At 65.5% G+C, this 26,086-nt stretch carries 25 protein-coding genes and 1 other RNA gene; 2 read left to right on the forward strand and 24 right to left on the reverse strand.

Annotated elements, in window-relative coordinates; genetic code table 11:
* Nucleotides 1-209, forward strand: a 209-nt coding sequence (locus tag LQ564_RS17200; RefSeq protein ID WP_231059345.1) for an IS3 family transposase, incomplete at its 5' end; no start/stop codon positions are given.
* A 190-nt stretch (nt 210-399) separates the two neighbouring features.
* On the opposite strand, the gene lpxC is transcribed toward LQ564_RS17200, so the two are convergent.
* The 24 genes from lpxC to LQ564_RS17320 form a co-directional block, all read right to left on the reverse strand.
* On the reverse strand, nt 400-1,335 hold the full coding sequence (gene lpxC, locus LQ564_RS17205; RefSeq protein WP_231059346.1) for a UDP-3-O-acyl-N-acetylglucosamine deacetylase: 936 nt from the start codon (nt 1,333-1,335) through the stop codon (nt 400-402).
* Between the two features lie 50 nt (nt 1,336-1,385).
* Nucleotides 1,386-2,228, reverse strand: coding sequence for a DMT family transporter (locus tag LQ564_RS17210; protein WP_231059632.1), 843 nt, complete (start codon nt 2,226-2,228; stop codon nt 1,386-1,388).
* A gap of 35 nt (nt 2,229-2,263) precedes the next feature.
* Nucleotides 2,264-2,713 carry a GNAT family N-acetyltransferase gene (locus LQ564_RS17215; protein WP_231059347.1) on the reverse strand — a complete coding sequence of 150 codons (450 nt, stop codon included), beginning with the start codon at nt 2,711-2,713 and terminating at the stop codon, nt 2,264-2,266.
* Between the two features lie 51 nt (nt 2,714-2,764).
* Nucleotides 2,765-3,268: a peroxiredoxin gene (locus tag LQ564_RS17220; RefSeq protein WP_231059348.1), complete on the reverse strand. Its 504-nt coding sequence runs from the start codon at nt 3,266-3,268 to the stop codon at nt 2,765-2,767.
* 203 nt (nt 3,269-3,471) lie between these two features.
* A complete protein-coding gene (ftsZ, locus tag LQ564_RS17225; protein WP_231059349.1) occupies nt 3,472-4,674 on the reverse strand; it encodes a cell division protein FtsZ in 1,203 nt (400 codons plus the stop codon).
* A 187-nt stretch (nt 4,675-4,861) separates the two neighbouring features.
* On the reverse strand, nt 4,862-6,094 hold the full coding sequence (gene ftsA / locus LQ564_RS17230) for a cell division protein FtsA (protein WP_231059350.1): 1,233 nt from the start codon (nt 6,092-6,094) through the stop codon (nt 4,862-4,864).
* Between the two features lie 13 nt (nt 6,095-6,107).
* Nucleotides 6,108-6,929, reverse strand: coding sequence for a cell division protein FtsQ/DivIB (locus LQ564_RS17235; protein WP_231059351.1), 822 nt, complete (start codon nt 6,927-6,929; stop codon nt 6,108-6,110).
* A gap of 6 nt (nt 6,930-6,935) precedes the next feature.
* Nucleotides 6,936-7,913 (reverse strand): D-alanine--D-alanine ligase, encoded by a 978-nt coding sequence (locus LQ564_RS17240; RefSeq protein ID WP_231059352.1) that lies wholly within the window; start codon nt 7,911-7,913, stop codon nt 6,936-6,938.
* A 6-nt stretch (nt 7,914-7,919) separates the two neighbouring features.
* Complete coding sequence (murC, locus tag LQ564_RS17245; protein ID WP_231059353.1) at nt 7,920-9,308, reverse strand: UDP-N-acetylmuramate--L-alanine ligase; 1,389 nt, start codon at nt 9,306-9,308, stop codon at nt 7,920-7,922.
* Nucleotides 9,305-10,378 (reverse strand): undecaprenyldiphospho-muramoylpentapeptide beta-N-acetylglucosaminyltransferase, encoded by a 1,074-nt coding sequence (murG, locus tag LQ564_RS17250; RefSeq protein ID WP_231059354.1) that lies wholly within the window; start codon nt 10,376-10,378, stop codon nt 9,305-9,307. Before murG ends, murC begins: the two co-directional genes overlap by 4 nt.
* Nucleotides 10,375-11,592 carry a putative lipid II flippase FtsW gene (ftsW, locus tag LQ564_RS17255; RefSeq protein WP_231059355.1) on the reverse strand — a complete coding sequence of 406 codons (1,218 nt, stop codon included), beginning with the start codon at nt 11,590-11,592 and terminating at the stop codon, nt 10,375-10,377. The genes murG and ftsW overlap by 4 nt, the downstream gene beginning before the upstream one ends.
* The gene (murD, locus tag LQ564_RS17260) at nt 11,592-13,091 is read right to left on the reverse strand and encodes a UDP-N-acetylmuramoyl-L-alanine--D-glutamate ligase (protein WP_231059356.1); all 1,500 of its coding nucleotides are present in this window, start codon (nt 13,089-13,091) and stop codon (nt 11,592-11,594) included. The genes ftsW and murD overlap by 1 nt, the downstream gene beginning before the upstream one ends.
* A gap of 4 nt (nt 13,092-13,095) precedes the next feature.
* Nucleotides 13,096-14,265: a phospho-N-acetylmuramoyl-pentapeptide-transferase gene (gene mraY, locus LQ564_RS17265; RefSeq protein ID WP_231059357.1), complete on the reverse strand. Its 1,170-nt coding sequence runs from the start codon at nt 14,263-14,265 to the stop codon at nt 13,096-13,098.
* A 1-nt stretch (nt 14,266) separates the two neighbouring features.
* Entirely contained in the window at nt 14,267-15,763 is a 1,497-nt protein-coding gene (locus LQ564_RS17270; protein ID WP_231059358.1) for a UDP-N-acetylmuramoyl-tripeptide--D-alanyl-D-alanine ligase, read from the reverse strand.
* Nucleotides 15,763-17,274: a UDP-N-acetylmuramoyl-L-alanyl-D-glutamate--2,6-diaminopimelate ligase gene (locus LQ564_RS17275; protein ID WP_231059359.1), complete on the reverse strand. Its 1,512-nt coding sequence runs from the start codon at nt 17,272-17,274 to the stop codon at nt 15,763-15,765. The genes LQ564_RS17270 and LQ564_RS17275 overlap by 1 nt, the downstream gene beginning before the upstream one ends.
* A complete protein-coding gene (locus LQ564_RS17280) occupies nt 17,264-19,048 on the reverse strand; it encodes a peptidoglycan D,D-transpeptidase FtsI family protein (protein WP_231059360.1) in 1,785 nt (594 codons plus the stop codon). Before LQ564_RS17280 ends, LQ564_RS17275 begins: the two co-directional genes overlap by 11 nt.
* The gene (gene ftsL, locus LQ564_RS17285) at nt 19,045-19,317 is read right to left on the reverse strand and encodes a cell division protein FtsL (protein ID WP_231059361.1); all 273 of its coding nucleotides are present in this window, start codon (nt 19,315-19,317) and stop codon (nt 19,045-19,047) included. Before ftsL ends, LQ564_RS17280 begins: the two co-directional genes overlap by 4 nt.
* Nucleotides 19,314-20,288: a 16S rRNA (cytosine(1402)-N(4))-methyltransferase RsmH gene (rsmH, locus tag LQ564_RS17290; RefSeq protein ID WP_231059362.1), complete on the reverse strand. Its 975-nt coding sequence runs from the start codon at nt 20,286-20,288 to the stop codon at nt 19,314-19,316. Before rsmH ends, ftsL begins: the two co-directional genes overlap by 4 nt.
* A gap of 6 nt (nt 20,289-20,294) precedes the next feature.
* Entirely contained in the window at nt 20,295-20,723 is a 429-nt protein-coding gene (gene mraZ, locus LQ564_RS17295; protein ID WP_159696337.1) for a division/cell wall cluster transcriptional repressor MraZ, read from the reverse strand.
* Nucleotides 20,724-21,200: 477 nt separating this feature from the next.
* Entirely contained in the window at nt 21,201-21,725 is a 525-nt protein-coding gene (locus LQ564_RS17300; protein WP_231059363.1) for a DUF6622 family protein, read from the reverse strand.
* A 134-nt stretch (nt 21,726-21,859) separates the two neighbouring features.
* On the reverse strand, nt 21,860-22,108 hold the full coding sequence (locus LQ564_RS17305; protein ID WP_231059364.1) for a hypothetical protein: 249 nt from the start codon (nt 22,106-22,108) through the stop codon (nt 21,860-21,862).
* A gap of 20 nt (nt 22,109-22,128) precedes the next feature.
* Nucleotides 22,129-23,616, reverse strand: a complete 1,488-nt coding sequence (gene glpK / locus LQ564_RS17310) for a glycerol kinase GlpK (RefSeq protein WP_231059365.1) — start codon at nt 23,614-23,616, stop codon at nt 22,129-22,131.
* 27 nt (nt 23,617-23,643) lie between these two features.
* An RNA gene (rnpB, locus tag LQ564_RS17315) (RNase P RNA component class A) lies at nt 23,644-23,992 on the reverse strand.
* 73 nt (nt 23,993-24,065) lie between these two features.
* Nucleotides 24,066-25,163, reverse strand: a complete 1,098-nt coding sequence (locus LQ564_RS17320) for a S41 family peptidase (RefSeq protein WP_231059366.1) — start codon at nt 25,161-25,163, stop codon at nt 24,066-24,068.
* Between the two features lie 206 nt (nt 25,164-25,369).
* On the opposite strand from LQ564_RS17320, the gene LQ564_RS17325 reads away from it, so the two are divergent.
* Nucleotides 25,370-25,957 (forward strand): PEP-CTERM sorting domain-containing protein, encoded by a 588-nt coding sequence (locus LQ564_RS17325; protein WP_231059367.1) that lies wholly within the window; start codon nt 25,370-25,372, stop codon nt 25,955-25,957.
* Nucleotides 25,958-26,086: the final 129 nt, after the last annotated feature.

The following is a 26,086-nucleotide window of genomic DNA, read 5'->3' on the forward strand; positions in this document are numbered from 1 at the left end:
TGTCTCGCAAGGCCACGTGCCTAGACAATGCATCGATGGAGAGCTTCTTTGCCGTGCTCAAGACTGAGTGCACTCACAAGCGAAAATTCACTGACGCTGCAGAACTCATGGCCACAATCCACGAGTATGTTCGGTATTACAATACCAAGCGCATCAGCACTGTTCTGGGCGGCCTGACCCCGCTTCAATGCAGGATCAAGCACACCTAAGCTAATAACGCACGTGTCCAGCTTTTGTGTGGCAGTTCACCTTCGCCGGAAGTCGTAGGCGCCAGTGGCGCGTACGACGTGCTTCTGCTAGTGATAGAAGGCGGCGTCAACTCCAACCACCGTCCGAAAAACCGTCGTTCCGGCTAATTTTGCGTGCACACCACTAACGCCAGCATGCACCACGAACGCATCAGACTTCCGCCCACTCCCGCGACATCTGCCGCACATACGACGGCGGCGCATCCCCCAGCGAATCGAACTCGACCCACTCATACGCATCCGTCTGCGCCAGCAGCTTGCGCAGCAGCTCGTTGTTGAGCGCGTGCCCCGACTTGTGGGCGGTATAGCTGGCCAGCAGCGGATGCCCGACGATGTACAGGTCGCCGATCGCATCCAGGATCTTGTGGCGCACGAACTCGTCCTCGTAGCGCAGGCCGTCCGCGTTCAGGATGCGGTACTCGTCCATCACGATCGCGTTTTCCAGCGAGCCGCCGCGCGCGAGCCCTAAGCCGCGCAGGGTTTCGACGTCCTGCATGAAACCGAAGGTGCGCGCGCGCGCCACGTCGTGCACGTAGGAGACTTCGCTGAAGTCGACCGTCGCGCGCTGCATGGTGCCGTCCACCGCCGGGTGGTTGAATTCGATGAAGAAGTCGAGCTTGAAGCCGTCGTAGGGCGACAAGCGCGCCCATTTCTCGTTCTTGCCCTCGCCCTGGCGGATCTCGACGTCCTTGAGCACGCGGATGAAGCGCTTGGGCGCGTCCTGCTCTTCCAGGCCGGCCTGCTGCAGCAGGAACACGAAGGAAGCGGCCGAGCCGTCCATGATCGGGATCTCTTCGGCGGTGACGTCGACGACCAGGTTGTCGATGCCGAGGCCGTAGCAGGCCGACATCAGGTGCTCGACGGTGGAGACGCGCGCGCCGTCCTTGATCAGGACCGTAGCCATGCGGGTTTCGCCGACCACGTCGGCCGCGCTCGGGATCGCGACGACGGGGTCGTAGTCGACGCGGCGGAAGGTGATGCCGGCGCCCGGGGGCGCCGGACGCAGGGTCAGCTCGACCTTGGTGCCCGAGTGGACGCCGACACCAGTGGTGCGGACGACCTGTTTGATGGTTCGTTGTTTCAGCATCCGCCGATTATAGCCCAGCGCTTTTTCTCGCGCCGGGCGTGGCTCGATGGCTAGGGATGATCCGACTCCACATGGCTTTTTTCGTGGCGAATCAGATACATACCGCTGCCGATGATGATCGCCGCGCCCGCCATCGTCCAGCCGTCGGGCAGGGTCTGCCACAGCAGCCAGTCCAGTCCGACGGCCCAGGCCAGCGCGGTGTATTCGAACGGCGCGACGCTCGATGCGTCTCCTTTCGCGAACGCTTCGGTGATCGCCAGCTGGCCGACAAAGCCGGTCAGGGCCAGCCCAAACAGCAGCGGCGCGTCCTTCATGCTCATCGCCACCCAGCCGGGCGCCGCAAGCGCGGTCGCGCCGATCGACATCATGACCATCAGCCAGAACACCATGTATTCGCTGCGGTCGGTGCGCGCCAGGACGCCGACCGTGATCGCGGAGATCGCGTACATCGCCGCCGCGCCCAGCACCGCCAGGCCGCCGATGGTGAGGAAGCCCGCCCCGCTCGGACGCAGCACCACCAGCACGCCGCACAGGCCGACGCCGATCGCGATCCAGCGCGTCACGTTGACCTTCTCCTTCAGGAACCACACCGACAGCGCCGTGATGATGGCCGGCGCGATGAAGAAGATGGAGTAGGCCTCGGCCAGCGACAGCTTGCGGATGCCGAAGGCGAAGAAGCTCAGCATCGCGATGCCGAGCACCGCGCGCAGCAGGTGCAATGGCCAGCGGATCCTGAAGATGTCGCCGTAGCCGGCCTTCATGCCCACGTAGATGATGATGAGCGGGAGCGAAGTGAGCGAGCGCAGCGCCGCCACCTGGATCGCCGGGTAGCGCTGCGAGAGCAGCTTCATCACCGTGTCCATCATGGCGAACATGAACACGGCCAGCACCATCGCGTAGATGCTGTACAGGTTTCCGCTCGGTCGCTTCAAAGGTTCTTTTCCATGAACAGGCTCAGGGGATCGGCGTTGTAGTCGCCGAACGGTTCGCCGCGCAGGTAGCCGGCGCGCTCGTATAAACGGATCGCTTCCGGTTGATGAATGCCGGTTTCGAGCTTGAGTCCGCGGATGCCGGACATGCGCGCGAACATCTCGAGGTGCTCGAGCAGCTGGGCGCCGGTGCCGAGACCACGGCGCGCGGTATCGACGAACATGCGTTTCACCTCGCCGTAGCTGCCGCGGTTGACCAGCGCCGCGCAGCCGACCGCTTTTCCATCGACGTCGCGCGCGACCAGGAACAGGACGTCGCCCTGCAGCAGGGAGTCGATGTCCATCAGGTGATTGGATTCGGCCGGGTACAGGGACGCGCAATAGGCGTCGAGCTGTTCCAGCATCGCCCGGACTTCAGGCTGGTCGGGAGTTTCGGCGTTGATGATCATGGGATGAAAAACGGCGCCGCGGCGCCGTTTGCAGTGGGGTTGCCGGCCAGCTTAGCCCAGTTGTTCCAGCATCTTCTCGGCGCTCGAGACTTCGAAGCCGGCGGTCTCGACGTTCAGCGCCTTGACCACGCCGTCTTCGACCAGCATCGAGTAGCGCTTCGAGCGGGTGCCCATGCCGTGCTTGGAGAAGTCGGCGTCCAGGCCCAGGGCCTTCGAGTAGGCGGCGTTACCGTCGGCCATCATGCGCACGATGCCGGTGGCCTTCTGGTCGCGGCCCCAGGCGCCCATCACGAAGGCGTCGTTCACCGAGATGCACCAGATTTCGTCGACGCCCTTGGCGCGCAAAGCATCGGCGTGCTGGACGTAACCCGGCACGTGCTGGGCCGAGCAGGTCGGGGTGTAGGCGCCGGGCAGGCCGAAGATCACGATCTTCTTGCCTTTCGCCAGCTCGCTCACCTCGAAGGTGTTCGGGCCGAGCGAGCAGCCTGCGGTTTCGGTCTCGATGAATTCCGACAGGGTGCCTTCCGGCAGGCGGTCGCCGATCTGGATGGTCATGGTGGTTCCTTGTAGTGTTTTAAGAATCTGGCAATTATCGCCGATGTGGGAGGTCTTTGCTGAAGGCGCGTCGAGTTACCTCCGTTTTTCCCCTTGGCTTTGAAACCGTGCTGGAGTTGGTGGTGCAAGGAGAGTTCCCAAGACGCACAAAAGAAAAGGGCCAGCTTCCGCCGGCCCTTCACTATCCAACGACTATCGAACAATCAGTCGGCCTGCTTGCGCAGGAACGCCGGAATGTCATACGTCTCCACGCCATTGCGCTGCATCGCCTGCACCTGCTCCGATGCCTGCTCGCGGCGCCACACGGCCGGCTGCTTCATGCCGCCCATGGCGTCGCCCTGGGCGTGGCCCATGGTGACGTTGCCGGTGACGGTCGCGGCGCCCGCCATGACTGGCGCGTTGTAGCCGTGGGTGCCGGTGCGCAGCACCTGCTGCGGCTGCACCAGCTGCATCTTCTTGTTCTTGCCCAGGCCCGTTGCGACCACGGTCACGCGCAGCTCGTCGCCCATCGCGTCGTCGTAGGCGATGCCCTGTGCGATCGAGGCGTCCGGCGCCGCGAAGGCGCGCACGGCGGCCATGACTTCCTTGATCTCTTTACCTTTCAGGCCACGCGACGCGGTCACGTTGACCAGCACGCCCTTGGCGCCCGACAGGTCGATGCCGTCCAGCAGCGGCGAAGCGACGGCCTGTTCGGCGGCGATGCGCGCGCGGTCGACGCCCGCTGCGGTCGCGGTGCCCATCATGGCCTTGCCCTGCTCGCTCATGATGGTCTTCACGTCGTTGAAGTCGACGTTGATGTGGCCCGGGACGTTGATGATCTCGGCGATACCGGCGACCGCGTTGTTCAGGACGTCGTCGGCATGCTTCATCCAGTCGAGCATCGACTCGTCTTCGTAGATGTCTTCCAGCTTTTCGTTCAGGATCACGATCAGGGAGTCGACGTGCTTGGTCAGCTCTTCCAGGCCGGCTTCCGCCACCTGCATGCACTTGTCGCCCTCGTACGAGAACGGCTTCGACACCACGGCCACGGTCAGCGCGCCCATGGTCTTGGCGACTTCGGCGACGATCGGCGCGGCGCCGGTGCCGGTGCCGCCGCCCATGCCGGCGGCGATGAAGACCATGTGGGCGCCGCGCAGCGCGTCTTCGATGCGCGAGCGCGACTGCTCGGCCAGCTGGCGGCCGACTTCCGGACGCATGCCTGCGCCGAGACCCGATTCGCCGATCTGGATGATGTTGTTGGCGCCGGACACTGCGAGTGCCTGCGCATCCGTGTTTGCGGCGATGAACTCGACACCGGACACACCTTTATTGATCATGTGCTGAACCGCATTGCCGCCTGCGCCGCCGACGCCCACGACTTTGATAACGGTTCCCAGTGATGCGTTATCGACCATATCGAACTCCATGATGTGACTCCCAATATTCAAATGCCGCCGACGGTCTCGAGGGAAATGCCAGGCCCCTGACAGGCCCTGAAAACCGGAAGTAGCGATTGTATTTAAAAAACCTTGACCCGTGAACGCTTTGTTGCTGCCGTACCTAACTTATTTCGTGTCCTGCGTGCTGCGTGTGACCCTGCTTGTTAAACCCGTATCAGAAGTTCCCCGCTATCCATTCCTTCATGCGTTGCCAGACTGCTTTCACCGAACCATCCTGACGCGTGACGATGTGACCGCGCAGGTACTGTTTCTTCGCTTCCAGTAGCAGGCCGAGCACCGTGGCGTAGCGTGGGCTGCGCACGACGTCGGCCAGCTGGCCGCGGTAGTCCGGCGTGCCGAGGCGCGCCGGTTTGAGGAAGATGTCTTCGGCCATCTCGATCATGCCCGGCATGATCGAGCTGCCGCCGGTGAGCACGATGCCCGACGACAGCACGCCTTCGTAGCCCGACTCACGCACCACCGTGTGCACCATCGCGAACAGCTCTTCGACGCGCGGCTCGATCACGGCGGCCAGCGCCTGGCGCGACAGCGCGCGCGGTCCGCGGTCGCCCAGGCCCGGCACCTCGAGCGTTTCGCCCGGATCGGCCAGCACCTGCTTGGCCACGCCGTAGCGGATCTTGATGTCCTCGGCTTCGCCGGTCGGCGTGCGCAGGGCCATCGCGATGTCGCTGGTGATCTGGTCGCCCGCGATCGGCAGGACCGCGGTGTGGCGGATCGCGCCGTCGGAAAACACGGCGATGTCGGTGGTGCCGCCGCCGATGTCGATCAGGACCACGCCCAGTTCCTTTTCGTCGGTCGTCAGCACCGCATCGGCCGACGCCATCGGCTGCAGGATCAGGTCCGAGACCTCGAGCCCGCAACGGCGCACGCACTTTACAATATTCTGGACCGCGGACACCGCACCGGTGACGATGTGCACCCGCACTTCCAGCCGGATACCGCTCATGCCGATCGGTTCGCGCACGTCTTCCTGGTTGTCGACGATAAATTCCTGCGGCACCGTGTGCAGCAATTGCTGGTCGGTCGGGATGTTGACCGCCTTGGCGGTCTCGATCACGCGCGCCACGTCGGTGGCGGTGACTTCCTTGTCCTTGATCGCCACCATGCCGCTCGAATTGAAGGAACGGATATGGCTGCCGGCGATGCCGGCATAGACGTTGCGGATCTTGCAGTCGGCCATCAGCTCCGCTTCCTCGAGCGCGCGCTGGATCGACTCGACGGTGGCCTCGATGTTCACCACCACGCCCTTCTTCAACCCTTTCGACTCGTGCTGACCGAGGCCGATCACCTCGTGGCGTCCGTCGGACATCACTTCGGCCACGACCGCCACCACCTTCGAGGTGCCGATGTCGAGGCCGACGATCAGGTTCTTCGCGTCTTTTGTCATTGCTGTTGCCTGCTTATGTTTGCTTGCTTGTTTTATTAGGGTGGTTCGGTTTTTTCTTGGCCGGCTTCACCGGCTTGCTGGCGTCTTCCGGCACCGCCAGCGCCGCCGAGGACAGCGCCAGTCCGTTCGCATAGCGCATGTCGATCGTGTCGATCCGGCCTTCCTGCAAGCGCGCGACCAGCTGCGGGTAGACGCCCACCAGCCGCTGCACGCGCTTCTTCAAGGTGTCGCTGTCCTGCTCCCGGCCCAGCGCCACGCTCATGCCGTTGTCCAGCTTGACGGTCCAGGCGTAGCGCTCCGACAGCGACAATGCCTGCGGCGCCAGCTGGACCGGCGCGAACAGGGTGCGCAGCTCGGTGAAGCGCGCCAGCACCTGCTTCTCGCTGCCCTTGGGACCGTCGAAGGCCGGCAGCTCGTGGTCGTCGTCGGCCTCGGCCAGGTTGGCGGTGAAGACGTCGCCCTTGACCGACAGCAGGCGCTCGTCGCCCCAGGTGCCGAGCGCCTCGTGTTCCTCGACTTCGACGATCAACTGGTTCGGCCACTCGCGGCGCACCGTGGCGCGCCGTACCCAGGGCACCATCTCGAAGGTGTTTCTTACCTGCTCCAGGTCCGTGGTGAAGAAATTCCCGCGGATCTTGCCGATCACGCCGTTGCGCACCGTGAGTTCGTTCACGTGGCGCAGCGGGATTTCGTACATGCTTTCCACCGTCACCGCGCGCAACGAGAACATGGGCAGCTGCGACAGCCACCACACGATGGACGCGAGAGCGGCGAGCACCGTCAACGCCACCAGGGAACTGGCGGTCGCGTTGAGGGCGCGGACGTCATGCCACATGCGTTCTTATTCCTTTGCCTGTTTCGCCATCTTGAGGCGCGCCGACGCCAGGATTTCCAGGCACAGGTCTTCGTAGCCGATGCCCACCGCGCGCGCCGCCATCGGCACCAGCGAGTGCGAGGTCATGCCCGGCGAGGTGTTCACCTCCAGCAGGAAGGGACGCTGGTCTTCGGCGCGCACCAGCACGTCGATCCGGCCCCAGCCTTCGCAGCCGAGCGCGCGGTAGGCGTTCACGGCGTGGCGCTGGATCTCTTCGGTCAGCGCCGGGTCCAGCTGCGCCGGGCAGTGGTACTGGGTGTCGTCGGTGAAGTACTTGTTCTGGTAGTCGTAGTTGCCGGCCGGGGCCACGATCTCGACGATCGGCAGCGCGCGGGCAAGCTTGCCGCTACCCAGCACGGCGACGGTGAACTCGCGGCCGGTGACGAATTCCTCGGCCAGCACCACCGGGTCGAAGCCGAGCGCCACGTCGACGGCGGCTTTCAATTCGCCGGCTGCGCTGACCTTGGTGATGCCGATGGTCGAGCCCTCGAGCGGCGGCTTGACGATCATCGGCAGGCCGAGCGCGACCAGCACCTCGTCCAGGTCGGACGAGGGGTCGATGGTCATGTAGTCCGGGGTCGGGATCTCGTCCATCTTCCAGATCTTCTTGGTCGTGATCTTGTCCATGCCGATGCTGGACGCCATCACGCCGCTGCCGGTGTAGGGAATGCCGAGCTGCTCGAGCGCGCCCTGCAGGCTGCCGTCCTCGCCGTAGCGGCCGTGCAGCGCGATGAAGACGCGATCGAATTTTTGCTCGGCCAGTTCGGCCAGGCTCTGGGTGCCCGGGTCGAAAGCGTGGGCGTCGACGCCGCGGCTTTTGAGGGCGTTGAGCACGCCGGTGCCGGACATGATCGACACGTCACGCTCGGCGGAGCGGCCGCCGAAGAGCACGCCGACCTTGCCGAAGGATGCCGGGTCGAAGGTAGAGGTGGTTGGTGCGTTCACGATGGTTCAGGCCTTTGCATTGGTCAGTTGGTGCGGGACGCCGCTGATCGAGCCGGCGCCCATGGTCATGACGACGTCGCCGTCGCGCACCGCATTCAGGATGGCGGCGGGCATGTCGGCGATCGCCTCGACGAAGATCGGTTCCACCTTGCCGCCGGTGCGCAGCGCGCGCGCCAGGGCGCGACCGTCGGCGGCCACGATCGGCGCCTCGCCGGCGGCGTAGACCTCGGACAGCAGCAGCACGTCCGGGGTCGCCAGCACTTTCACGAAGTCCTCGAACAGGTCGCGCGTGCGGCTATAGCGGTGCGGCTGGAAGGCCAGCACCAGGCGCCGGCCGGGATAGGCGGCGCGCGCGGCGGCCAGGGTCACCTCGGTCTCGACCGGGTGGTGGCCGAAGTCGTCCACCAGGGTGAAGCTGCCGCCGCCCGGGATGGCGACGTCGCCGTAGCGGGTGAAGCGGCGGCCGACGCCGCGGAATTCCTGCAGACCGGTGTTGGTCGCTTCGTCGCTGATGCCGATCTCGCGCGCGATCGCGATCGCCGAGCAGGCGTTCAGCACATTGTGCATGCCGGGCTGGTTCAGGGTGAACTTCGCGTCCGGGTAACCCTGCTGGCGCACGGTGAAGTGCATCTGCACCCCGTCCGCGTAGGCGTCCAGCGCGCGCACCTCGGCTTCCTCGGAGAAGCCGTAGGTCGTCACCGGCTTTGTCACCTGCGGCAGGATGGCGCGCACGTGCGGGTCGTCGATGCACAGCATGGCGCGGCCGTAGAACGGCAGGCGGTGGGTGAAGTTCACGAACGCGGCCTTCAGCTTCTCGAAGTCGTGCTCGTAGGTGTCCATGTGGTCGGCGTCGATGTTGGTGATCACCTCGATCATCGGCGACAGGTTCAGGAACGATGCGTCCGACTCGTCGGCCTCGGCCACGATGTATTCGCCCGAGCCCAGCGCCGCATTCGCGCCGGCGGCGGTCAGGCGGCCGCCGATCACAAAAGTCGGGTCCATGCCGCCGGCGGCCAGCACCGACGCCACCAGGCTGGTGGTGGTGGTCTTGCCGTGGGTGCCGGCGATGGCGATGCCGCGCTTCAGGCGCATCAGTTCGCCGAGCATGATCGCGCGCGGCACCACCGGCACCTTGGCGGCGCGGGCGGCGACGACTTCCGGATTGGCTTCGTTGACGGCGGTGGAGGTCACGAGCACGTTGGCGCCGACCACGTGTTCGGCCGAGTGGCCGGTGTACACGCGCGCGCCCAGCTCCGCGAGGCGCTGGCTGGCGGCGTTGCTCGACAGGTCGGAGCCGGACACGTTGTAGCCCAGGTTGAGCAGCACCTCGGCGATGCCGCTCATGCCGCTGCCGCCGATGCCGACGAAGTGAATGTTCTTGATCTTGTGTTTCATGCGCTTGCCAGTCTTTCAAGTTCGTTAGCGATCGCCTCGTTTGCATCACGCTTGCCGACGCCGTGCGCCGCCTGCGCCATCCGCAGGCAGTCTTCGCGCGAGGTCGCTTGCAGCAGGCTTGCCAGCCGCTGCGGATTCAGTTCGCCCTGCGGCAGGTGGAGCGCCGCGCCCTGATCCTGCATCCAGATGGCGTTGTCGCGCTGGTGGCTGGTGGTGCTGGCCACGAACGGCACCAGCACGCTGGCCACGCCGGCCGCGGTCAGCTCCGACACCGTGATCGCGCCGGCGCGGCAGATCACCAGGTCGGCGTTCGCATAGGCGGCCGCCATGTCGTCGATGAAGTCGACCACGTTGGCGGTGACGCCGGCCTGCGCATAGGCCGCGCGCAGGGCCTCGATATTCTTCTTGCCCGACTGGTGGGTCACGACGGGACGCAGGGCCGGGTCGATCTGCGCCAGCGCCGCCGGCACGCTGTCGTTCAGCACCTTGGCGCCCAGGCTGCCGCCGACGACCAGGATGCGCAGCGGGCCGCTGCGGCCCGCGAAACGCTTGGCGGGCGCCGGCAGGTCGAGGATCTGCTGGCGCACCGGGTTGCCGGTGACGACCGCCTTCCCCGCCGCCTTGCCGAAGTCCGCGGGGAAGCCGAACAGGACGCGCTGGGCGACCGGCGCCAGGGTCTTGTTCGACAACAGCAGCGCGGCGTCGGCATTCACCAGGGCCAGCGGCACGCCGCGCGAGTACGCGGTCAATCCGCCCGGCACCGTGACGTAGCCGCCCATGCCCAGCACCACATTCGGCGCACGCCGGCCGAGGATGCGGTGGCAGGTCCAGAAACTGCCGAGCATCTTGAAGGCGCCGCTCATCGTGTGCATCAAACCCTTGCCGCGCAGGCCGGCGAAGTCGATGCTGTCCATCGGGATGCCGGCCTTCGGCACCAGGTCGGTTTCCATGCCGTGGGCGGTGCCCAGCCACGAGACTTCCCAGCCGCGCGCGCGCATGGTCTGCGCGATCGCGATGCCGGGGAAGATGTGGCCGCCGGTGCCGGCGGCCATGATCATGAGCTTCTTCATGAACGGCCTCCGCGCATGCGCACCCGGTTCTCGTAGTCGATCCGCAACAGGATCGCCAGGCCCACGCAGTTGAACATCACGCCCGAGCCGCCGAAACTCATGAGCGGCAGGGTCAGGCCCTTGGTCGGCAGCAGGCCCAGGTTCACGCCCATATTGATGAAGGTCTGCACGCCGATCCAGATGCCGATGCCTTTCGCGGCCAAGCCGGCGAAGGTCTGGTCCAGCGCGATGGCCTGGCGGCCGATGTCGAAGGCGCGCTTCACCAGCCAGTAGAACATGGCGATCACCACCAGCACGCCGGCCAGGCCCAGCTCTTCGCCGATCACGGCCATGATGAAGTCGGTGTGCGCTTCCGGCAGGTAGAACAGCTTTTCCACGCTGCCGCCCAGGCCCACGCCGAAGAACTCGCCGCGCCCGAAGGCGATCAGGGAGTGCGTCAATTGATAGGCCTTGTCCAGCGCATGGCCCTCTTCCCAGGGGTCGAGGTAGGCGAACATGCGCGCGCGGCGGAACGGCGACAGTGCGATGATCGACACGAAGATCAGCACCAGCAGCGCGCCGATGCCGCCGAACCAGACGATGTTGATCCCGCCCAGGAACAGGATGCCCATGGCGATGCAGACGATCACGCCAAAGGCGCCGAGGTCGGGCTCGAGCAGCAGCAGCATGCCGACCAGGCCGATCGCCACCATCATCGGCAGGAAGCCCTTGGTCAGCTTGTGCATGTATTCCTGCTTCCTCACCGTGAAGTCGGCGGCGTAGAGGACGGCCGCGATCTTCATCAGTTCCGAGGGCTGCAGCTGCATGACCTTCAGCGGCAGCCAGCGGCGAGCGCCGTTGACCGAGACGCCGACGCCCGGCACCAGCACCAGGGCCAGCAGGAACAGCGTCCCGATGAACAGCATCGGCGCCCACTTCTGCCACACCGCGACCGGCACCTGGAACACCACGGCCGCCGCCACCATCGAGACGATGATGTACATGGCCTGGCGGTACAGGAAGTATTCGTTCTTGTCGGCTAGGTACGCGAACTTCGGCGAATCCGGCAGCGCGATCGAGGCCGAGTAGACCATCACCAGGCCGAACAGCATCAGCAGCACGGTGACCCAGACCAGCGGCTGGTCGTAGTCCATCATCTTCGACGGGCGGCTGCGCGCGGCGATGGTAGCATCGCTGCTCGAACCGGAGAACTTGAAGGGAATCTGGAAGGCCATCAGATCTCCTGCCCTCGTTCCAGCGCGATGTCGCGCACCGCGTCGACGAACACCTGCGCGCGGTGCGCGTAGTTGGTGAACATGTCGAGGCTGGCGCAAGCGGGCGACAGCAGCACCGCGTCGCCGGGGCGCGCCAGGCCGCTGGCGCGGCGCACCGCTTCCGGCAGGCCGGGCAGGTCGAACGCCGGCACGCCGGTCGGTTCGATCGCGGCTTTGACGCTTGGCGCGTCGCGGCCGATCAGGAGCACGGCGCGCACGTAGCGCGAGGCGGGCAGCGCGAGCGGCGCGAAGTCCTGGCCCTTGCCGTCGCCGCCGGCGATCAGCAGGATCTGCTGGTCTTCGCCGGCGAAGGCCTTGCCCAGACCTTCCAGCGCGGCGACGGTGGCGCCGACATTGGTGCCCTTGCTGTCGTCGTAGTAGTCGACGCCGTCGATGCTGGCGACCAGCTCGACGCGGTGCGGCTCGCCCGCGTAGTCGCGCAGGCCGTGCAAGAGCGGCGCCAGCGGCAGGCCGCAGGCGCGGCACAGGGCCAGCGCGGCCAGCGCGTTCGAGGCATTGTGCAGGCCGCGGATCTTCAGGGCGTCGGCCGGCATCAGGCGGTTCACCGTCACTTCCACCGGCGGCGCGACCTCGCCTTTTTTCAGTTTTTTCTGCGGCTCGTCATCGTTCGCCACCGCATTGGCCAGCCACAGCACGCCGCGTTCGTTGACCAGGCCGAAGCTGTCCGGCTCCGCCGGCTCGCCGGTGCCGAAGGTGAAGAACGGCGATTCAAGCGCCTTCATGCGCATCACACGCGCATCGTCGCGGTTCAGCACGCGCACCGTGTCCGCGCCGAAGATGCGCGCCTTGTCCGCCGCGTAGGCGTCCATGCTGCCGTGCCAGTCGAGGTGGTCCTGGGTCAGGTTCAGGACCGTGGCCGCATCGGCCTGCAGGCTGAAGGTGGTGTGCAGCTGGAAGCTGGACAGCTCCAGCACCCAGGCCTGCGGCAAGTCGTGGCCGTCCAGGCATTCGCGCAGCACGTCGAGCGCCGCCGGACTGATGTTGCCGGCCACGCGGGTCGACAGGCCGGCGCGGCGGCACAAGAGGCCCGTCAGGCTGGTGACCGTGGTCTTGCCGTTGGTGCCGGTGATGGCGATGACTTTCGGGCTGTAGGAACGTTCGCTGCGCAGGTGCGCGAGCGCCTGCGCGAACAGCTCGATCTCGCCCCACACCGGAATGGCGCGTTCGCGTGCGGCCGGGCTGACCACGGCCAGTTCGCGGTCGGGGGCCAGGCCCGGGCTGACAGCGACGAAGTCGACGCCGTCGAGCAGGTTTTCACCGAACTCGCCGCCGGCGAATTCCGCGTTCGGCACCGCCTGGCGCAGCGCGAACAGGCGCTGCGGCTCGGTGCGCGTGTCGGCCACGCGCACGCGCGCGCCACAGCGCGCCAGCCACTGCGCCATCGCCAGCCCGGATTCGCCCAGGCCCAGCACCAATGCGGTTTTGCCTTCGTAGTTCATTCTGTCAGCGCAGCTTCAGCGTGGAGAGACCGACCAGGACCAGCATCATGGTCACGATCCAGAAGCGGACCACGACCTTGGTCTCCTTCCAGCCCTTTTGTTCGAAATGGTGGTGCAGCGGCGCCATCAGGAACACGCGGCGCCCTGCCCCGTAACGCTTCTTGGTGTACTTGAACCAGGTCACCTGGATGATCACCGACAGGGTCTCGGCCACGAACACGCCGCCCATGATGAACAGGACGATTTCCTGGCGCACGATGACGGCGATGGTGCCGAGCGCGCCGCCCAGCGCCAGCGCGCCGACGTCGCCCATGAACATCTGCGCCGGGTGCGCGTTATACCAGAGGAAGGCCAGGCCCGCCCCCGCCATCGCGCCGCAGAAAATCAGGAGTTCGCCGGCGCCCGGGATGTAGGGGATCAGCAGGTATTTCGAGAAGGTCGCGCTGCCGGTGAGGTAGGCGAACAGGCCCAGGGCGCCGCCCACCATCACGGTCGGCATGATCGCCAGGCCGTCCAGGCCGTCGGTGAAGTTGACCGCGTTCGAGGAGCCGACGATGACGCAATAGGTCAGCGCGATGAAGCCCCACACGCCCATCGGGTAGCTGATCGACTTGAAGAAGGGAACGATCAGGTCGGCCTTCGGGGGCAGCGTCATCGAGAAGCCCGACTGCACCCAGGCGTAGAACAGCTGCAGCACCTGCCACGGGTTCGAGGCCGAGACCGAAAACGCCAGGTACAGGGCCGAGGCGATGCCGACCAGCGACATCCAGAAGTATTTCTCGCGCGAGCGCATGCCTTCCGGGTCCTTGTAGACCACCTTGCGGTAGTCGTCGACCCAGCCGACCGCGCCGAAGCCCATGGTCACCACCAGCACCGGCCAGATCAGGCGGTTCGACAGGTCGCACCACAGCAGGGTCGAGATGCCGATCGCGATCAGCACCAGCACGCCGCCCATGGTCGGGGTGCCGTGCTTGGCCAGGTGGGTCTGCGGACCATAGGTGCGCACCGCCTGGCCGACCTTCAGCGCGGTCAGCTTGCGGATCACGGCCGGGCCGCATACCAGGCCGATGGCGATCGCGGTGATGGTCGCGAACACCGCGCGGAAGGTGATGTAGTTGAAGACGCGCAGGGGACCGATGTAGTCCTGGAAGTATTGGGCGAGCCAGAGAAGCATGTTAGTGGGCGTCCTTGCGGTTTTTGATTAATTCCGTTGATCCGGTCAGGTGCTGGACCACGCGCTCCATCTTCATGAAGCGCGAGCCCTTCACCAGCACAGTCGAATTGCTATTGCCGCCCAGTTGTGAATCCAGTGCTGCCAATAATGCGTCGAACTGCTCGTAGTGCCGTGCTCCCGACGCCGCCATGCTGCGGGCGAGTTCGCCGGTGGCGAGCACGTGTTCGATGCCACGCTGCTGGGCGTAGGCACCGACTTCTTCGTGAAACTCTTTTCCCTGCGTGCCGACTTCGCCCATGTCGCCGACCACCAGGATGCGTGGCGCCGGATAGGCCGCCAGCACGTCGATCGCGGCGCGCATCGAATCCGGGTTGGCGTTGTAGGTGTCGTCGATGACGGTCGCGCCATTCGCCGCCTGCTTGCGCTGCAGGCGGCCGCCCACGGGGGCAAAGGCTTCCAGGCCGCGCACGATGGCGTCGACCGGAATACCCGCAGCCAGCGTCGAGGCAAACGCCGCCAGCGCGTTTCGCACGTTGTGCTCCCCCGCCGCCTGCAGCGTCACGCTGACGTCCCTATTATTCTCACCCTCAAGACCGTCGTCCCGGCGAAGGCCGGGACCCAAGTCTTCATCCGCCGCCACGATCGCATCCGCAGTCGCCTGCGCATCGGACTTGGATCCCGGCCTGCGCCGGGATGACGTTGTGATGCGCAGTTGGTTGCCGAAGCCGTTGGTGGTGTAGGTGGCGCTGATGTCGCACGCCTCAGTCAGGCCGAAAGTCAGGACGTCGCATTTCGCCAGGCCGCGCCACAGGTCCGTATACTCGTCGTCACCCGGGAACACCGCGACGCCGTTCTGATCGAGCGCCTCGAGTACCGACCCGTTCTCCCGCGCCACCGCTTCCACGGTATGCATGAATTCCTGGTGCTCGCGCTGCGCGTTATTGACCATGGCAACCGTCGGCTGCGCGATCGCCGCCAGGCGCGCGATCTCGCCCGGATGGTTCATGCCCATTTCGATCACCGCCGCGCGATGCTGCGCGCCCAAGCGGAACAAGGTCAGCGGCACGCCGATCTCGTTATTCAGGTTGCCCTGGGTCGCCAGGCGCGCCTCCTCGCCGACGGCGGCGGCCAGGATCGAGGCAATCATCTCCTTGACCGTGGTCTTGCCGTTCGAACCGGTCACGCCGATCACGGGAATCGCATGCTGCACGCGCCAGCTGTTCGCGATGCGGCCCAGCGCCGCCAGGGTGTCCGGCACCACGATGGCCGGCAGCGTCCAGCCTTCCGGCAGCGCGTGCACGACCACGGCGGCCACGCCGCGGCTTGCCACCTGCTCGAGGAAGCTGTGCGCATCGAAGGTCTCGCCCTTGAGCGCGACGAACAGCGCGCCGGCAGCCACGGTGCGGCTGTCGGTCGACACGCCCTCGAAAGCGGCGTCGCCGCCCACGAGCTGCGCGCCGGGGATTGCACCCACCAGTTGTGCCAGGGTACCGCGCATCAATGCGTCCTCATCATGGTAAGCCGCGCGCTCAATGCGAGCGTCGCGTGGTCGGCATCGGAGAACGGAATCTTCTTGCCCTTGATTTCCTGGTAGGGCTCGTGGCCCTTCCCTGCCAGCAGGATGACGTCCTGCTTGCCGGCGTTTTTCACGGCCAGCAGGATCGCGGTCGCGCGGTCTTCCACCGCCTGGTATTCCTTGTCCATGCCGGCCACGATCTGCGCGATGATGGATGCCGGGTCTTCGCTGCGCGGGTTGTCGCTGGTGACCAGGACGTGGTCGGCCGCCTGGGCGATGGCGCCCATCTGCGGACGCTTGCCCGGGTCGCGGTCGCCGCCGCAGCCGAACACGCACCACAGCTGGCCATTGCGTTCGCTCGCCACCTGGCGCAACGCGGCCAGGGTTTTTTCCAGCGCATCCGGCGTGTGCGCATAATCGATCACGACCATCGGCGCATCCTGCCCGCCGACCTGCTGCATGCGGCCCGGCGCCGGCTGCAGGGCTTCGACCGCATCGACCGCGTTCTTGAGCGGCACGTCGCGCGCCAGCAGCGCGCCCAGCACCGCCAGCGCATTGCTGACGTTGAAGTGGCCGACCAGCCCCGTCTTCACGAGCGACGAACCGGCCGGCGAATCGAGCTGGAATTCGGTGCCGGCGTTGCGGCTGCGGATGTTCGACGCGCGCAGCAGGTGCACGCCCTCGATGGCCGCCGCATCCTTGAGCGTATAGCCCATGACCGGCAGGGACGCGAAGTTCTTGCGCAGGTGCGCCACCAGGCGCTGGCCGGCCGGATCGTCGAGATTGACGATGGCAGTGCCCAGCCTAGGCCACTCGAACAGCTTGACCTTGGCCGCCTCGTAGTTCTCCATGTCGCCATGGAAGTCGAGGTGGTCGCGGGTCAGGTTGGTGAAGATGGCGACGTCGAAATGCATGCCGGCGGTGCGTTCCTGCACCAGGCCGATCGACGAGACTTCGATCGCCAGCGCGGTGGCGTGCTGCGCGCGCAGGTCGGCCAGGGTCTGGGCCAGCAGCACCGCGTCCGGCGTGGTGTAGCCGGTCGCGTCAAAACTCGGTTCGGCCTTGCCCTTCACCAGGCCGACACCCAGGGTGCCGACGATGGCGGCGGTTTCGCCCAGGCGCGCCAGCGCCTGCCCGGTCCATACCGCGATCGAGGTCTTGCCGTTGGTGCCGGTGACGCCGACCGTGAACATGCCGCTGTCGGGCTGCTCCAGCACGGCGTGGGCGATCGCGCCCGCATGTTTTTTCAGCTCCGGCACGCCGCGGTGGGCCACGCCGTGCGCCGGGTCCCACTCGTAGCCCTGGTCGTCGTAGACGACGGCGGCGGCGCCCGCGGCGATCGCGGCGGCGATGAATTTGCGGCCGTCCGCGGCGTCACCCGGATAGGCGAAGAACACGTCGCCCGGCTTCACGCGGCGCGAGTCGGAAACGAGAATGCCGCCCTGGGCGGCGGCGCGGATCCACGCGATGGTTTCAATCAGGTCAGCCGCCATCGACGCTCTCCTCCACGGGTTCTGCTGGAATGATGATGTCCGTGATCGACGAGTCGGGCGGCACGTTCGCGGCCCGCAAGGCGTTCGCGGCCAGGTCCGCCGCGGTCGGCGCGGCCACGCTGCCGCCGGTGCGCAATGCTCCCCGCGGGTTGTCGATCATGACGGCGATGATGAAGCGCGGCTTCGACATCGGGGCGATGCCGACGAAATAGCCGATGTTGTCGGTGCGCGAGTAGCGGCCGTTGACGATCTTTTCGGCGGTGCCGGTCTTGCCGCCGACGCGGTAGCCCGGCACCTGCGCCTTCGAGGCCGTGCCTTCCGGGCTCACCACGGATTCGAGCATGGTGCGCACCTGGGCCGCGGTCTTGGCCGAGATCACCTGCTGGCCGACCGGCTTTTCTTCCACCTTCAGGAACGACAGCGGAATGATGTCGCCGTTGCGCGCGAAGATCATGTACGAGCGCGCCATCTGCAGCAGCGAGACCGACAGGCCGTGGCCGAAGGCCATGTTGGCGTATTCGATCGGCTTCCACGATTTCCAGGGACGCACGCGGCCGGCGGTGGCGCCCGGGAAGCCGAAGCGCGGCGCCTGGCCGTAACCGAGCTTGGTGTACATCTCCCACATTTCCTGGGCCGGGATCATCTGCGAGATCTTGACCACGCCGATGTTCGAGGACTTCTGGATGATGCCGCCGACGTTGCGCACGCCGTAGTTGTGGGTGTCGCGGATGCGCTTGCCGGTCACCATGATGTAGCCGGGATTGGTGTCGAACACGGTCTCCGGCGTGATGCGCCTGGTCTCCAGGCCGAGCGCCACCGTCACCGGCTTGATGGTGGAGCCGGGTTCGAAGGTGTCGGTGATGACGCGGTTGCGCAGCTGGGCGCCGGTCAGGTTCTTGCGGTCGTTCGGGTTGTAGGTCGGGTAGTTGGCCATGGCCAGCACTTCGCCGGTCTCCACATCCAGCACCACGGCGCCGCCGGCCTGCGCATTGAACTTCTCGACCGCGTTCTTCACGCTTGTGAAGGCGATGTACTGCAGCTTGCTGTCGACCGACAGGGTCAGGTCCTTGCCCTGGTGCGGCTCGCGGAACATGCCGAGGTCCTCGGCGATGTGGCCGAGACGGTCCTTGATCACGCGGCGGCTGCCCGGCACGCCCATCAGGGCCTTCTGGTGGAACAGCTCGATGCCTTCCTGCCCCACGTCCTCGACGTTGGTGAAGCCGACCAGGTGGGTCATGACTTCGCCCTGCGGGTAGAAGCGCTTGTATTCCTTGCGGGTGTCGAGGCCGTCGATCTTCAGCTTCTCGATCTCGGCGATGACCGGCATCTCGACCTGGCGTTTCAGGTAGACGAAGGTGCGGTCCGAATCGAGCTTCTTGCGCAGGTCCGCTTCCGGCATCTCGAGCAGGCGCGCCAGCGCCGTGATCTTCTCGGCCGGGTTCTTGAGCAGGTCTTCGGGGATCGCCCACACCGCCTTGACCGGCAGCGAGGACGCCAGCACGGCGCCGTGGCGGTCGGTGATCTTGCCGCGCGTGGCCGGCAGTTCCAGGGTGCGCTCGTAGCGGCTCTTGCCCTGCTTTTGCAGGAACTGGGTCGACATGCCCTGTAGCCAGAGGGCGCGCACGCCCAGCGCCGCGAAGGCGGCGAACAGCACGAACAGCACCAGGCGCGAACGCCAGTTCGGCACGTTCACGGCCAGCACCGGGCTCTTGGAAAAGGCCACGCCCTTGGACGCCGCGACGCGGGCATTGGTGCGGCGTTCGACGCGCGTCATTTCGCCCCTTCCGTCAGGTACTGGGTGCGGGCCGGGGTCAGCGGAGCCATGTTCAGGTTCGCGCGCGCGATCTGTTCGATGCGGTCGTTCTTGCCGAGCGTGGACTGGTCGAGCTGGAGCTGGGCCCAGTCGATCTCGAGCTGGCGCGACTGCTGCTGCAGGCGCTCCAGTTCGATCAGCAGGTGGCGCGCCTGGTAGCGCGCGTTCACCACCGAGAGCGCGCAGCCGACCAGGGCCAGCGCCAGCACCGCGTTCAGCTTGCCGCTCATGGCGCGTCCCCGATGCGTTCAGCCACCCGCAGCACCGCCGAGCGGGCGCGCGGGTTGGCCTCGACTTCCGCGTCGGACGGCTTGATCTTGGCGATCAGCTTCATGTGCGGCTGCGGCAAGTCGACGGCGCGGATCGGCAGCCGGCGGTCCGGCTGCTCGACCTTGGCCTTGGAGGCCAGGAACTGCTTGACCATGCGGTCTTCCAGCGAATGGAAGCTGATCACGGACATGCGCGCGCCCGGCGCCAGCATGGCGTAGGCCGCGTTCAGGCCGGCTTCGAGGTCTTCAAGCTCCTGATTGATGAAGATCCGGATAGCCTGAAAGGTCCGGGTTGCCGGATCCTTGCCCTTTTCGCGGGTCTTGACCGCGCCTGCCACGATTGCGGCAAGCTCTCGTGTGGTCGAAATTGGCTGGACTGCCCGGCGAGCAACAATCGCCTTTGCAATCTGGAAAGCAAACCGCTCTTCTCCATAATCTCTAATCACCTTTTCCAATTGATGTTCCGCCGCGGTGGCCAGCCACTCGGCCGCCGACATCCCGCGCGTGGTATCCATGCGCATGTCGAGGGGGCCATCCTGGCGGAAACTGAATCCGCGGGTGGCGTCGTCCACCTGGGGCGACGAAATACCAAGGTCCAGCAAAATGCCGTCCACTTGGCCGATGCCGCGCGCGGCAAGCGCGTCGGCGATCGTGGCAAAACTGTCATGTACGATCGTAAAACGGGAATCTTCCAGCGCTTCGGCGGTGGCAATGGCTTGCGGATCCTTGTCGAACGCAATCAGACGCCCTTGCGCCTCCAGCCTGGACAGGATCAGGCGGCTGTGTCCGCCCCGGCCGAAGGTGCCGTCTATATAGATACCGCCGGCGCGCTCGCCAACCAGGTTGAGCGCGTCGACCGCTTCGTCCAGCAGCACCGTCCGGTGCTGGTAGTCAGATGCCTCCATTGCCGGCACCGTCGTTGTTTCCGTCATGGCGCCTCAGAAGGAGAAATTGGAAAGGACATCGGGCATGCCGCCGGCCACGGCTTCGGCTTCGCTCTCGGCGAGCTTGGCGGCATCCCAGATTTCGAAGTGGGTGCCCATGCCCAGCATCATGACTTCCTTCTCCAGCCCCACGGCGGCGCGCAGCTCGGGCGAAATGAGCACCCGGCCGGCGCTGTCCAGCTCGACATCACACGCGTTACCAAGGAAAATGCGCTGCCACGCACGGGCCGACATCGGCCACGACGCGATCTGCTCGCGGTGCTGTTCCCACACGGGACGCGGGAAGAACAGCAGGCAGCCATGCGGGTGCTTGGTCAGCGTCATCCGGCCCTCGCACTGGACCGCAAGGGCGTCACGATGCTTTGCCGGAATCGACATCCTTCCCTTTGCATCGAGATTGATTGCTGACGCGCCCTGGAACACGTATTTACCTGGCTTTGGAGAGTTATCAACTTGGTATTTTTTTAGTGCCCGGGGTTTGTAAACTCCCCCACAATTCGACACTTTTTCACACTGTTTCCCACTTTATTGGAATCAAGATTGGTGGTCAAGCGAATTCACTCTCGCGAAAACCCAAATTTGCTAATGAAACCAAGGACTTAGCGGTACGAGTTAACCTGATGTCAACGTAAAATGTCTCCTAAATCAGTCACTTAGGAAATACAGTGAAGGTTCAACCTCACTTGTATGGACAATAAATACCTTGACCTATGTCAGAGGATGCAAAATTGTTTACGAATGGAAATTAACTTTTCCATGAAGAATTAATTGTTTGGAATTGCGGCTCGGAGGGGAGAGGCGGCTGCGCAGACGCCGGTGGCCAGCATCTGCGAGTAGTGAAGCGGATGGTACCTCGAATTATGCTTCCTGGCTAAAAAACGCTGCGCTGCAAGTTATTTCTTAGGCCTCGACACGCATCCCGTCCAGCGTCTCGAGACCAATCTTTCGGCTGGCGACGATATCGGCCGCGAGCTGGCCCAGGAACGAGCCGTTGCACAGACCGAGCAGGCCGCAGGCCGCCAGCGCGAACGCGGGCTGGTCCGCCAGCGCAGGCTGGATCGCCAGCGCCACCGCCACCACGTACTTGATCGTGAAGATCGCCAGCATCAGGGCCAGCGGCGCCCAGCTGCCGCGGATGCGGACCGTGCCCGGCGCGGCGCCGGCGCCGGCGCGGCTGGACCCGAAGCGCATGCGCTGCAGCGCGATTGCGCCAGCGCCCACCGTCCAGGCCAGCATCGCCAGGCTGGCGAGGCCGAACTGGCTGGCGATGGCCTGCAGCGCCAGGGCCAGCATCAGGACCGGAATCACCAGCATGCGCCCGAAGGTGAGCTCGCGGTCGCGGGACGCGAGCACGCCGCGGTAGACCAGGAAGGCGAGGATCGCCCAGACGTAGACGGGGGTGTGGGTGAGGATCTGATACAGCATGGCCGGCTCCGCAGAAAGTGAATGTGAGGGAACTTTAGCGGGCGGCGAATCGGCGGATGCCGGCTTGCGACGAAGCGCCGGCCGGCGGCGCGAAATGCACGGGGATGGCGCGAGCTGCACATCCCCTTTTCGGCCTAGCGCTCGCCGGTCGGGAAGCGTCCGGGCGGCTCGCCCTTGCGCGAGCAGATCAGCATCAGGAGCCCGGCCAGCGCGCAGGTGTAGGCCACGTAGTAATGCACGCCGTACGGCGTGATATGGAATCCGCCGCCGATCAGGAGGACGAAGAAAGCGGCAAACACCAGCCACCCCTGCCAGGTGAAGGGCGGGCCCCAGCCCCAGCCATTGCCCGGCGGTTTCGCCGAGAACCAGTATTTCTTCGCCATGCTCCTCCCTCCCCGTCAAGTCAGTCACTACTCCACAGCTTCGCATGCTCGACCGCCCGCGTCCAGCGTCCCATGAGAAAGGCGCGCCGGTCCGCATCCATGGCCGGCTCGAAGCGCCGCTCGACCTGCCACTGGCGTTCGATGTCCTCGCTTGACTCCCAGAAGCCGACCGCCAGCCCGGCCAGGTAGGCCGCGCCCAGCGCCGTGGTTTCCAGAACGCGCGGCCGCACCACCGGCACGCCCAGCAGGTCGGCCTGGAACTGCATCAGCAGATCATTGCGCGCGGCGCCGCCGTCGGCGCGGATCTCGGTGACGGCGCAGTCGGCGTCCTTCTGCATTGCCGCCAGGAGTTCGGCGCTCTGGTAGGCGATCGCCTCGACCGCGGCGCGCGCGATGTGGGCGCCCGTCGACCCGCGGCTCAATCCGACGATGGTGGCGCGCGCGTGCGGGTCCCAGTGCGGCGCGCCCAGGCCGGTGAACGCGGGAACGAGCAGCACGCCGCCGCTGTCCGGCACGCTGGTGGCCAGCGCCTCGACATCCGACGATTGCCGGATGATGCCGAGGCCATCGCGCAGCCACTGCACCGTGGCGCCGCCCATGAAGACGCTGCCTTCCAATACATAGTCGGTGCGGCCGGCGATGCTCCAGCCGACCGTGGACAGCAGGCGGTTGCGCGACACCGGCGCCGCGTCGCCCGCGTGCATCAGCATGAAGCAGCCGGTCCCGTAGGTGTTCTTGACCAGTCCCTTGCGGTGGCAGGCCTGGCCGAAGGTGGCGGCCTGCTGGTCGCCCGCGATGCCGGCAATCGGGATCGCGTGGCCGAACCATTCCTCGCCGGCCAGTCCGACGGTTTCCGAACTGGCGACGACCTCGGGCAGCACGGCCGCCGGAATGCCGAACAGCGCCAGCAGCTCCTCATCCCAGCGCAGCGTGTGGATATTGAAGAGCATGGTGCGCGCGGCGTTGCTGGTGTCGGTGACGTGGCGGCCGCACAGGCGGTACACCAGCCAGCTGTCGACGGTGCCGAAGGCCAGCTCGCCGCGTTCGGCCCGCGCCCGCGCTCCCGGCACGTGCTCCAGCAGCCATTGCAGCTTGGTCGCGGAAAAATAGGCGTCGACTTCGAGGCCGGTGCGCGCCTGGATGAAGGCCGCCTGCCCCGCTTCGCGCAGGCGCTCGCAGATGCCGGCGGTGCGCCGGTCCTGCCAGACGATCGCGCGCGCCACCGGTTCGCCGCTGGCGCGGTCCCACAGCACGGTGGTTTCGCGCTGGTTGGCGATGCCGATGGCGGCGACCTGCGAAGCGGCGATATTGGCTTGCGCGAGCGCTTCGCGCGCGCAGGCGAGCTGGCTGTGCCAGATGTCGAGCGCGTCGTGCTCGACCCAGCCGGGCTGCGGGAAATGCTGGGGATATTCGTGCTGGCTGCTCGCAACCGGCATGCCTTCATGGTCGAAGACGATGGCGCGCGAGCTGGTGGTGCCCTGGTCGAGCGCCAGGATGAATTTCTGCATCGTAGCCTCACCCGGGAGAGAGTATGTGTGTAAAGCAGGCCGATAGGCCGGATTCTGTGTAGTGGTCTCCCTTGCGGGACGCCCCTATGACAGCCATTCCTCTAGGCGCTGGATTACTCCAGCGCTCAAGCTTCCTACCCGCACGCTCCGCGAGCAACATCAACGCGTGCCTATTTGGAATTGCTCCAGGTGGAGGTTACCGCGTTTCACCGTAACTGAATACGCTCGTCTCTGTGGCCCTGTTCCTCGCCTTATACCCGGGCTTTCACCCAGGCTTTCAGCGGACGGCCGTTAACCGTCACCCTGCTCTGTGGAGTCCGGACCTTCCTCCCGCCATCACCCGAAGATGACGGCCAGCGGCTGTCTGGCCTGCTTCACGGCCGACATTGTAACCGATGCGGGCCGCCATCCGGCCGCAATCGACAGGGGCCGTGGCGACACGGCGACGCTCACTGCCAGGAACCGGTCTCGAGCCAGCGCTGCACCTGCGCGGTTTCCGCCCGCTTCCCCGCTTCGTCCGCAGGGCGCGGCAGCAGGATGTCGGGCTGGATGCCGATGGTGTCGATGCGCAGGTCGGAAGCACGGGTCGAACGCGAAGTCCCGTATTTCAGCACGCGCCCGGACGACAGCGGATGCGGACGCATATTGGCGACATCGATCACGCCGGCGCTCGGACGGCCCACCAGTTTCACCCGGAAGCCGGTGCGCACCGTGAGCAGGAACTGCTCGCAGGTGCCGCCGCAGTCGCGGTCCACCAGCACCGCTACCTTGGCCGGCGCCTTCGCCTCGCGCTTGCCGATGGTTTCAACGCCCACGCGCGCGTCGCCACTCAGCACGAAGCTGGCGTTCGGCGCGGCGCGCATCTTCGCGACGATGGGACCAATCATCTCCATGCAGGCCTTCTGCTCGCTGGTCAGCCGGCAGATGTCTTCCTGCGCCTTGAGGTTGGCCGGCGTGACCAGGAACTCGGTGCGGTGCACGGAATAGCTTCCATCCAGCAGCCATGGCAGCAGCGGCGCATAGGTGAGATCGGCCCCGCCGCCGTTATCTCGTACGTCGATGATCCAGTTGCGGTGCGTTTCCAGCTGCGCGCGGTGGTCTGTCAACAGCGTCCGCACCGCCGCGGCATACGGGTCCTTGAAACTGGGAATGGTCAGCAGCACCGAGTCCTTGCCGAGCATGGCGAGGGTAGGCAGGCGCGGATCGCCGGCCGTCCCTGCCCGGACCTGGGCGGCGGCAGTCACGGCGCCAAGGTGGGACACGCTCAGGTGCCCCGGCCGCCACGCTTCGAGATAGGCGTGTAGCACCGCATCGCAGGCGCCGGGGTCGGCGGCGCGGGCGGCGTCCTCGCGTGCCTGGCGCAATGCCCGCTCGATCCGGTCGCCATGGCTGACCAGGTGATCCCGGGCGCCGGCGTCGTTGAGCGGCAGGAAGGCGGCGATGTCATCCAGGTCGGCACGGCAGCGGGCGTCGGCGTCGCTGTTTGACGCATACACCGCAAGTGGCCCCGCCAGCAGCAGCGCCAACAGCCAGGACTCGGTACGCATCGCGTACTCCTTTTTTCTTAAAGGAAATACATCATGCCGGATGATATCGCGTTTTCAGTTTGCCTTCCGTCGAAAAATTTTACAGACGCGTCAAGACAGTTTATGCAACAGGAATTTTCTAATAGGAATCAATAATCTACACCGCTTTTTCCGGCGGGAACAGTATTTGCATACCAATAAAGTTCCAATAACTAGGGAGGTTTGTCATGTCGTTCAAATCGCTTAATAAACTGCTCGTGGGTCTCTCGTTTCTCGTATGTTCGTCGGTATTCGCGGCTCCGACGACGCTGACAGTCGATGTCAGCAATATCGACAGCATGGACGAGTATGGCAGCCCGTTCAATACGGTGCTGAACCTGGACGTCGGCGCTAATTCGACCATTACCAGCATCGAATTCGCGTTCGGCCTGTATGCCGATCAGCCGAGCTTTCTGTCCGAAATGGTGGTGGCGTTCGAGAACAGCAAACAGAGTGCCGGTGTGTTCTTCACGCCAGGGCTGGGCGACGACTTTCCCGGTTATGCAACATACTCGGGCTTTGCCGATCTGACTCAACTGGGCCTTGCGTTCGACGTCGGCGTCGATGGCATCCTGCGCATGGAATTCTTCGAAGAGTTCGACGACTACTTCGCCGACTGGGACGGCATCTGGGATTCGGGTTACATCACCATTGGTTTCGACACGGTGGACGCCGATCCGTCGCCAGTGCCGGAACCGGCCAGCATCCTGCTGCTTGCCGCCGGCCTTGCCTCGATGCGTTATTCCAGCCGCCGCCGCGGTAAAGCGGTGCATTGATCTCGCTGTCCGGGGAGCGATCCCCGGCGAAGCCGAACCTGGCTTTTCTGTAATTTGATGTCGCCATTTCAAAAGCCGCTCCCGGGTCGCTCGCCTAGAATCTCGGGAGCCTCTTTGACAAGGACGACT

The sequence above is a fragment of the Massilia phyllostachyos genome, assembly GCF_021044825.1.
Taxonomy (GTDB): Bacteria; Pseudomonadota; Gammaproteobacteria; order Burkholderiales; family Burkholderiaceae_D; genus Telluria; species Telluria phyllostachyos.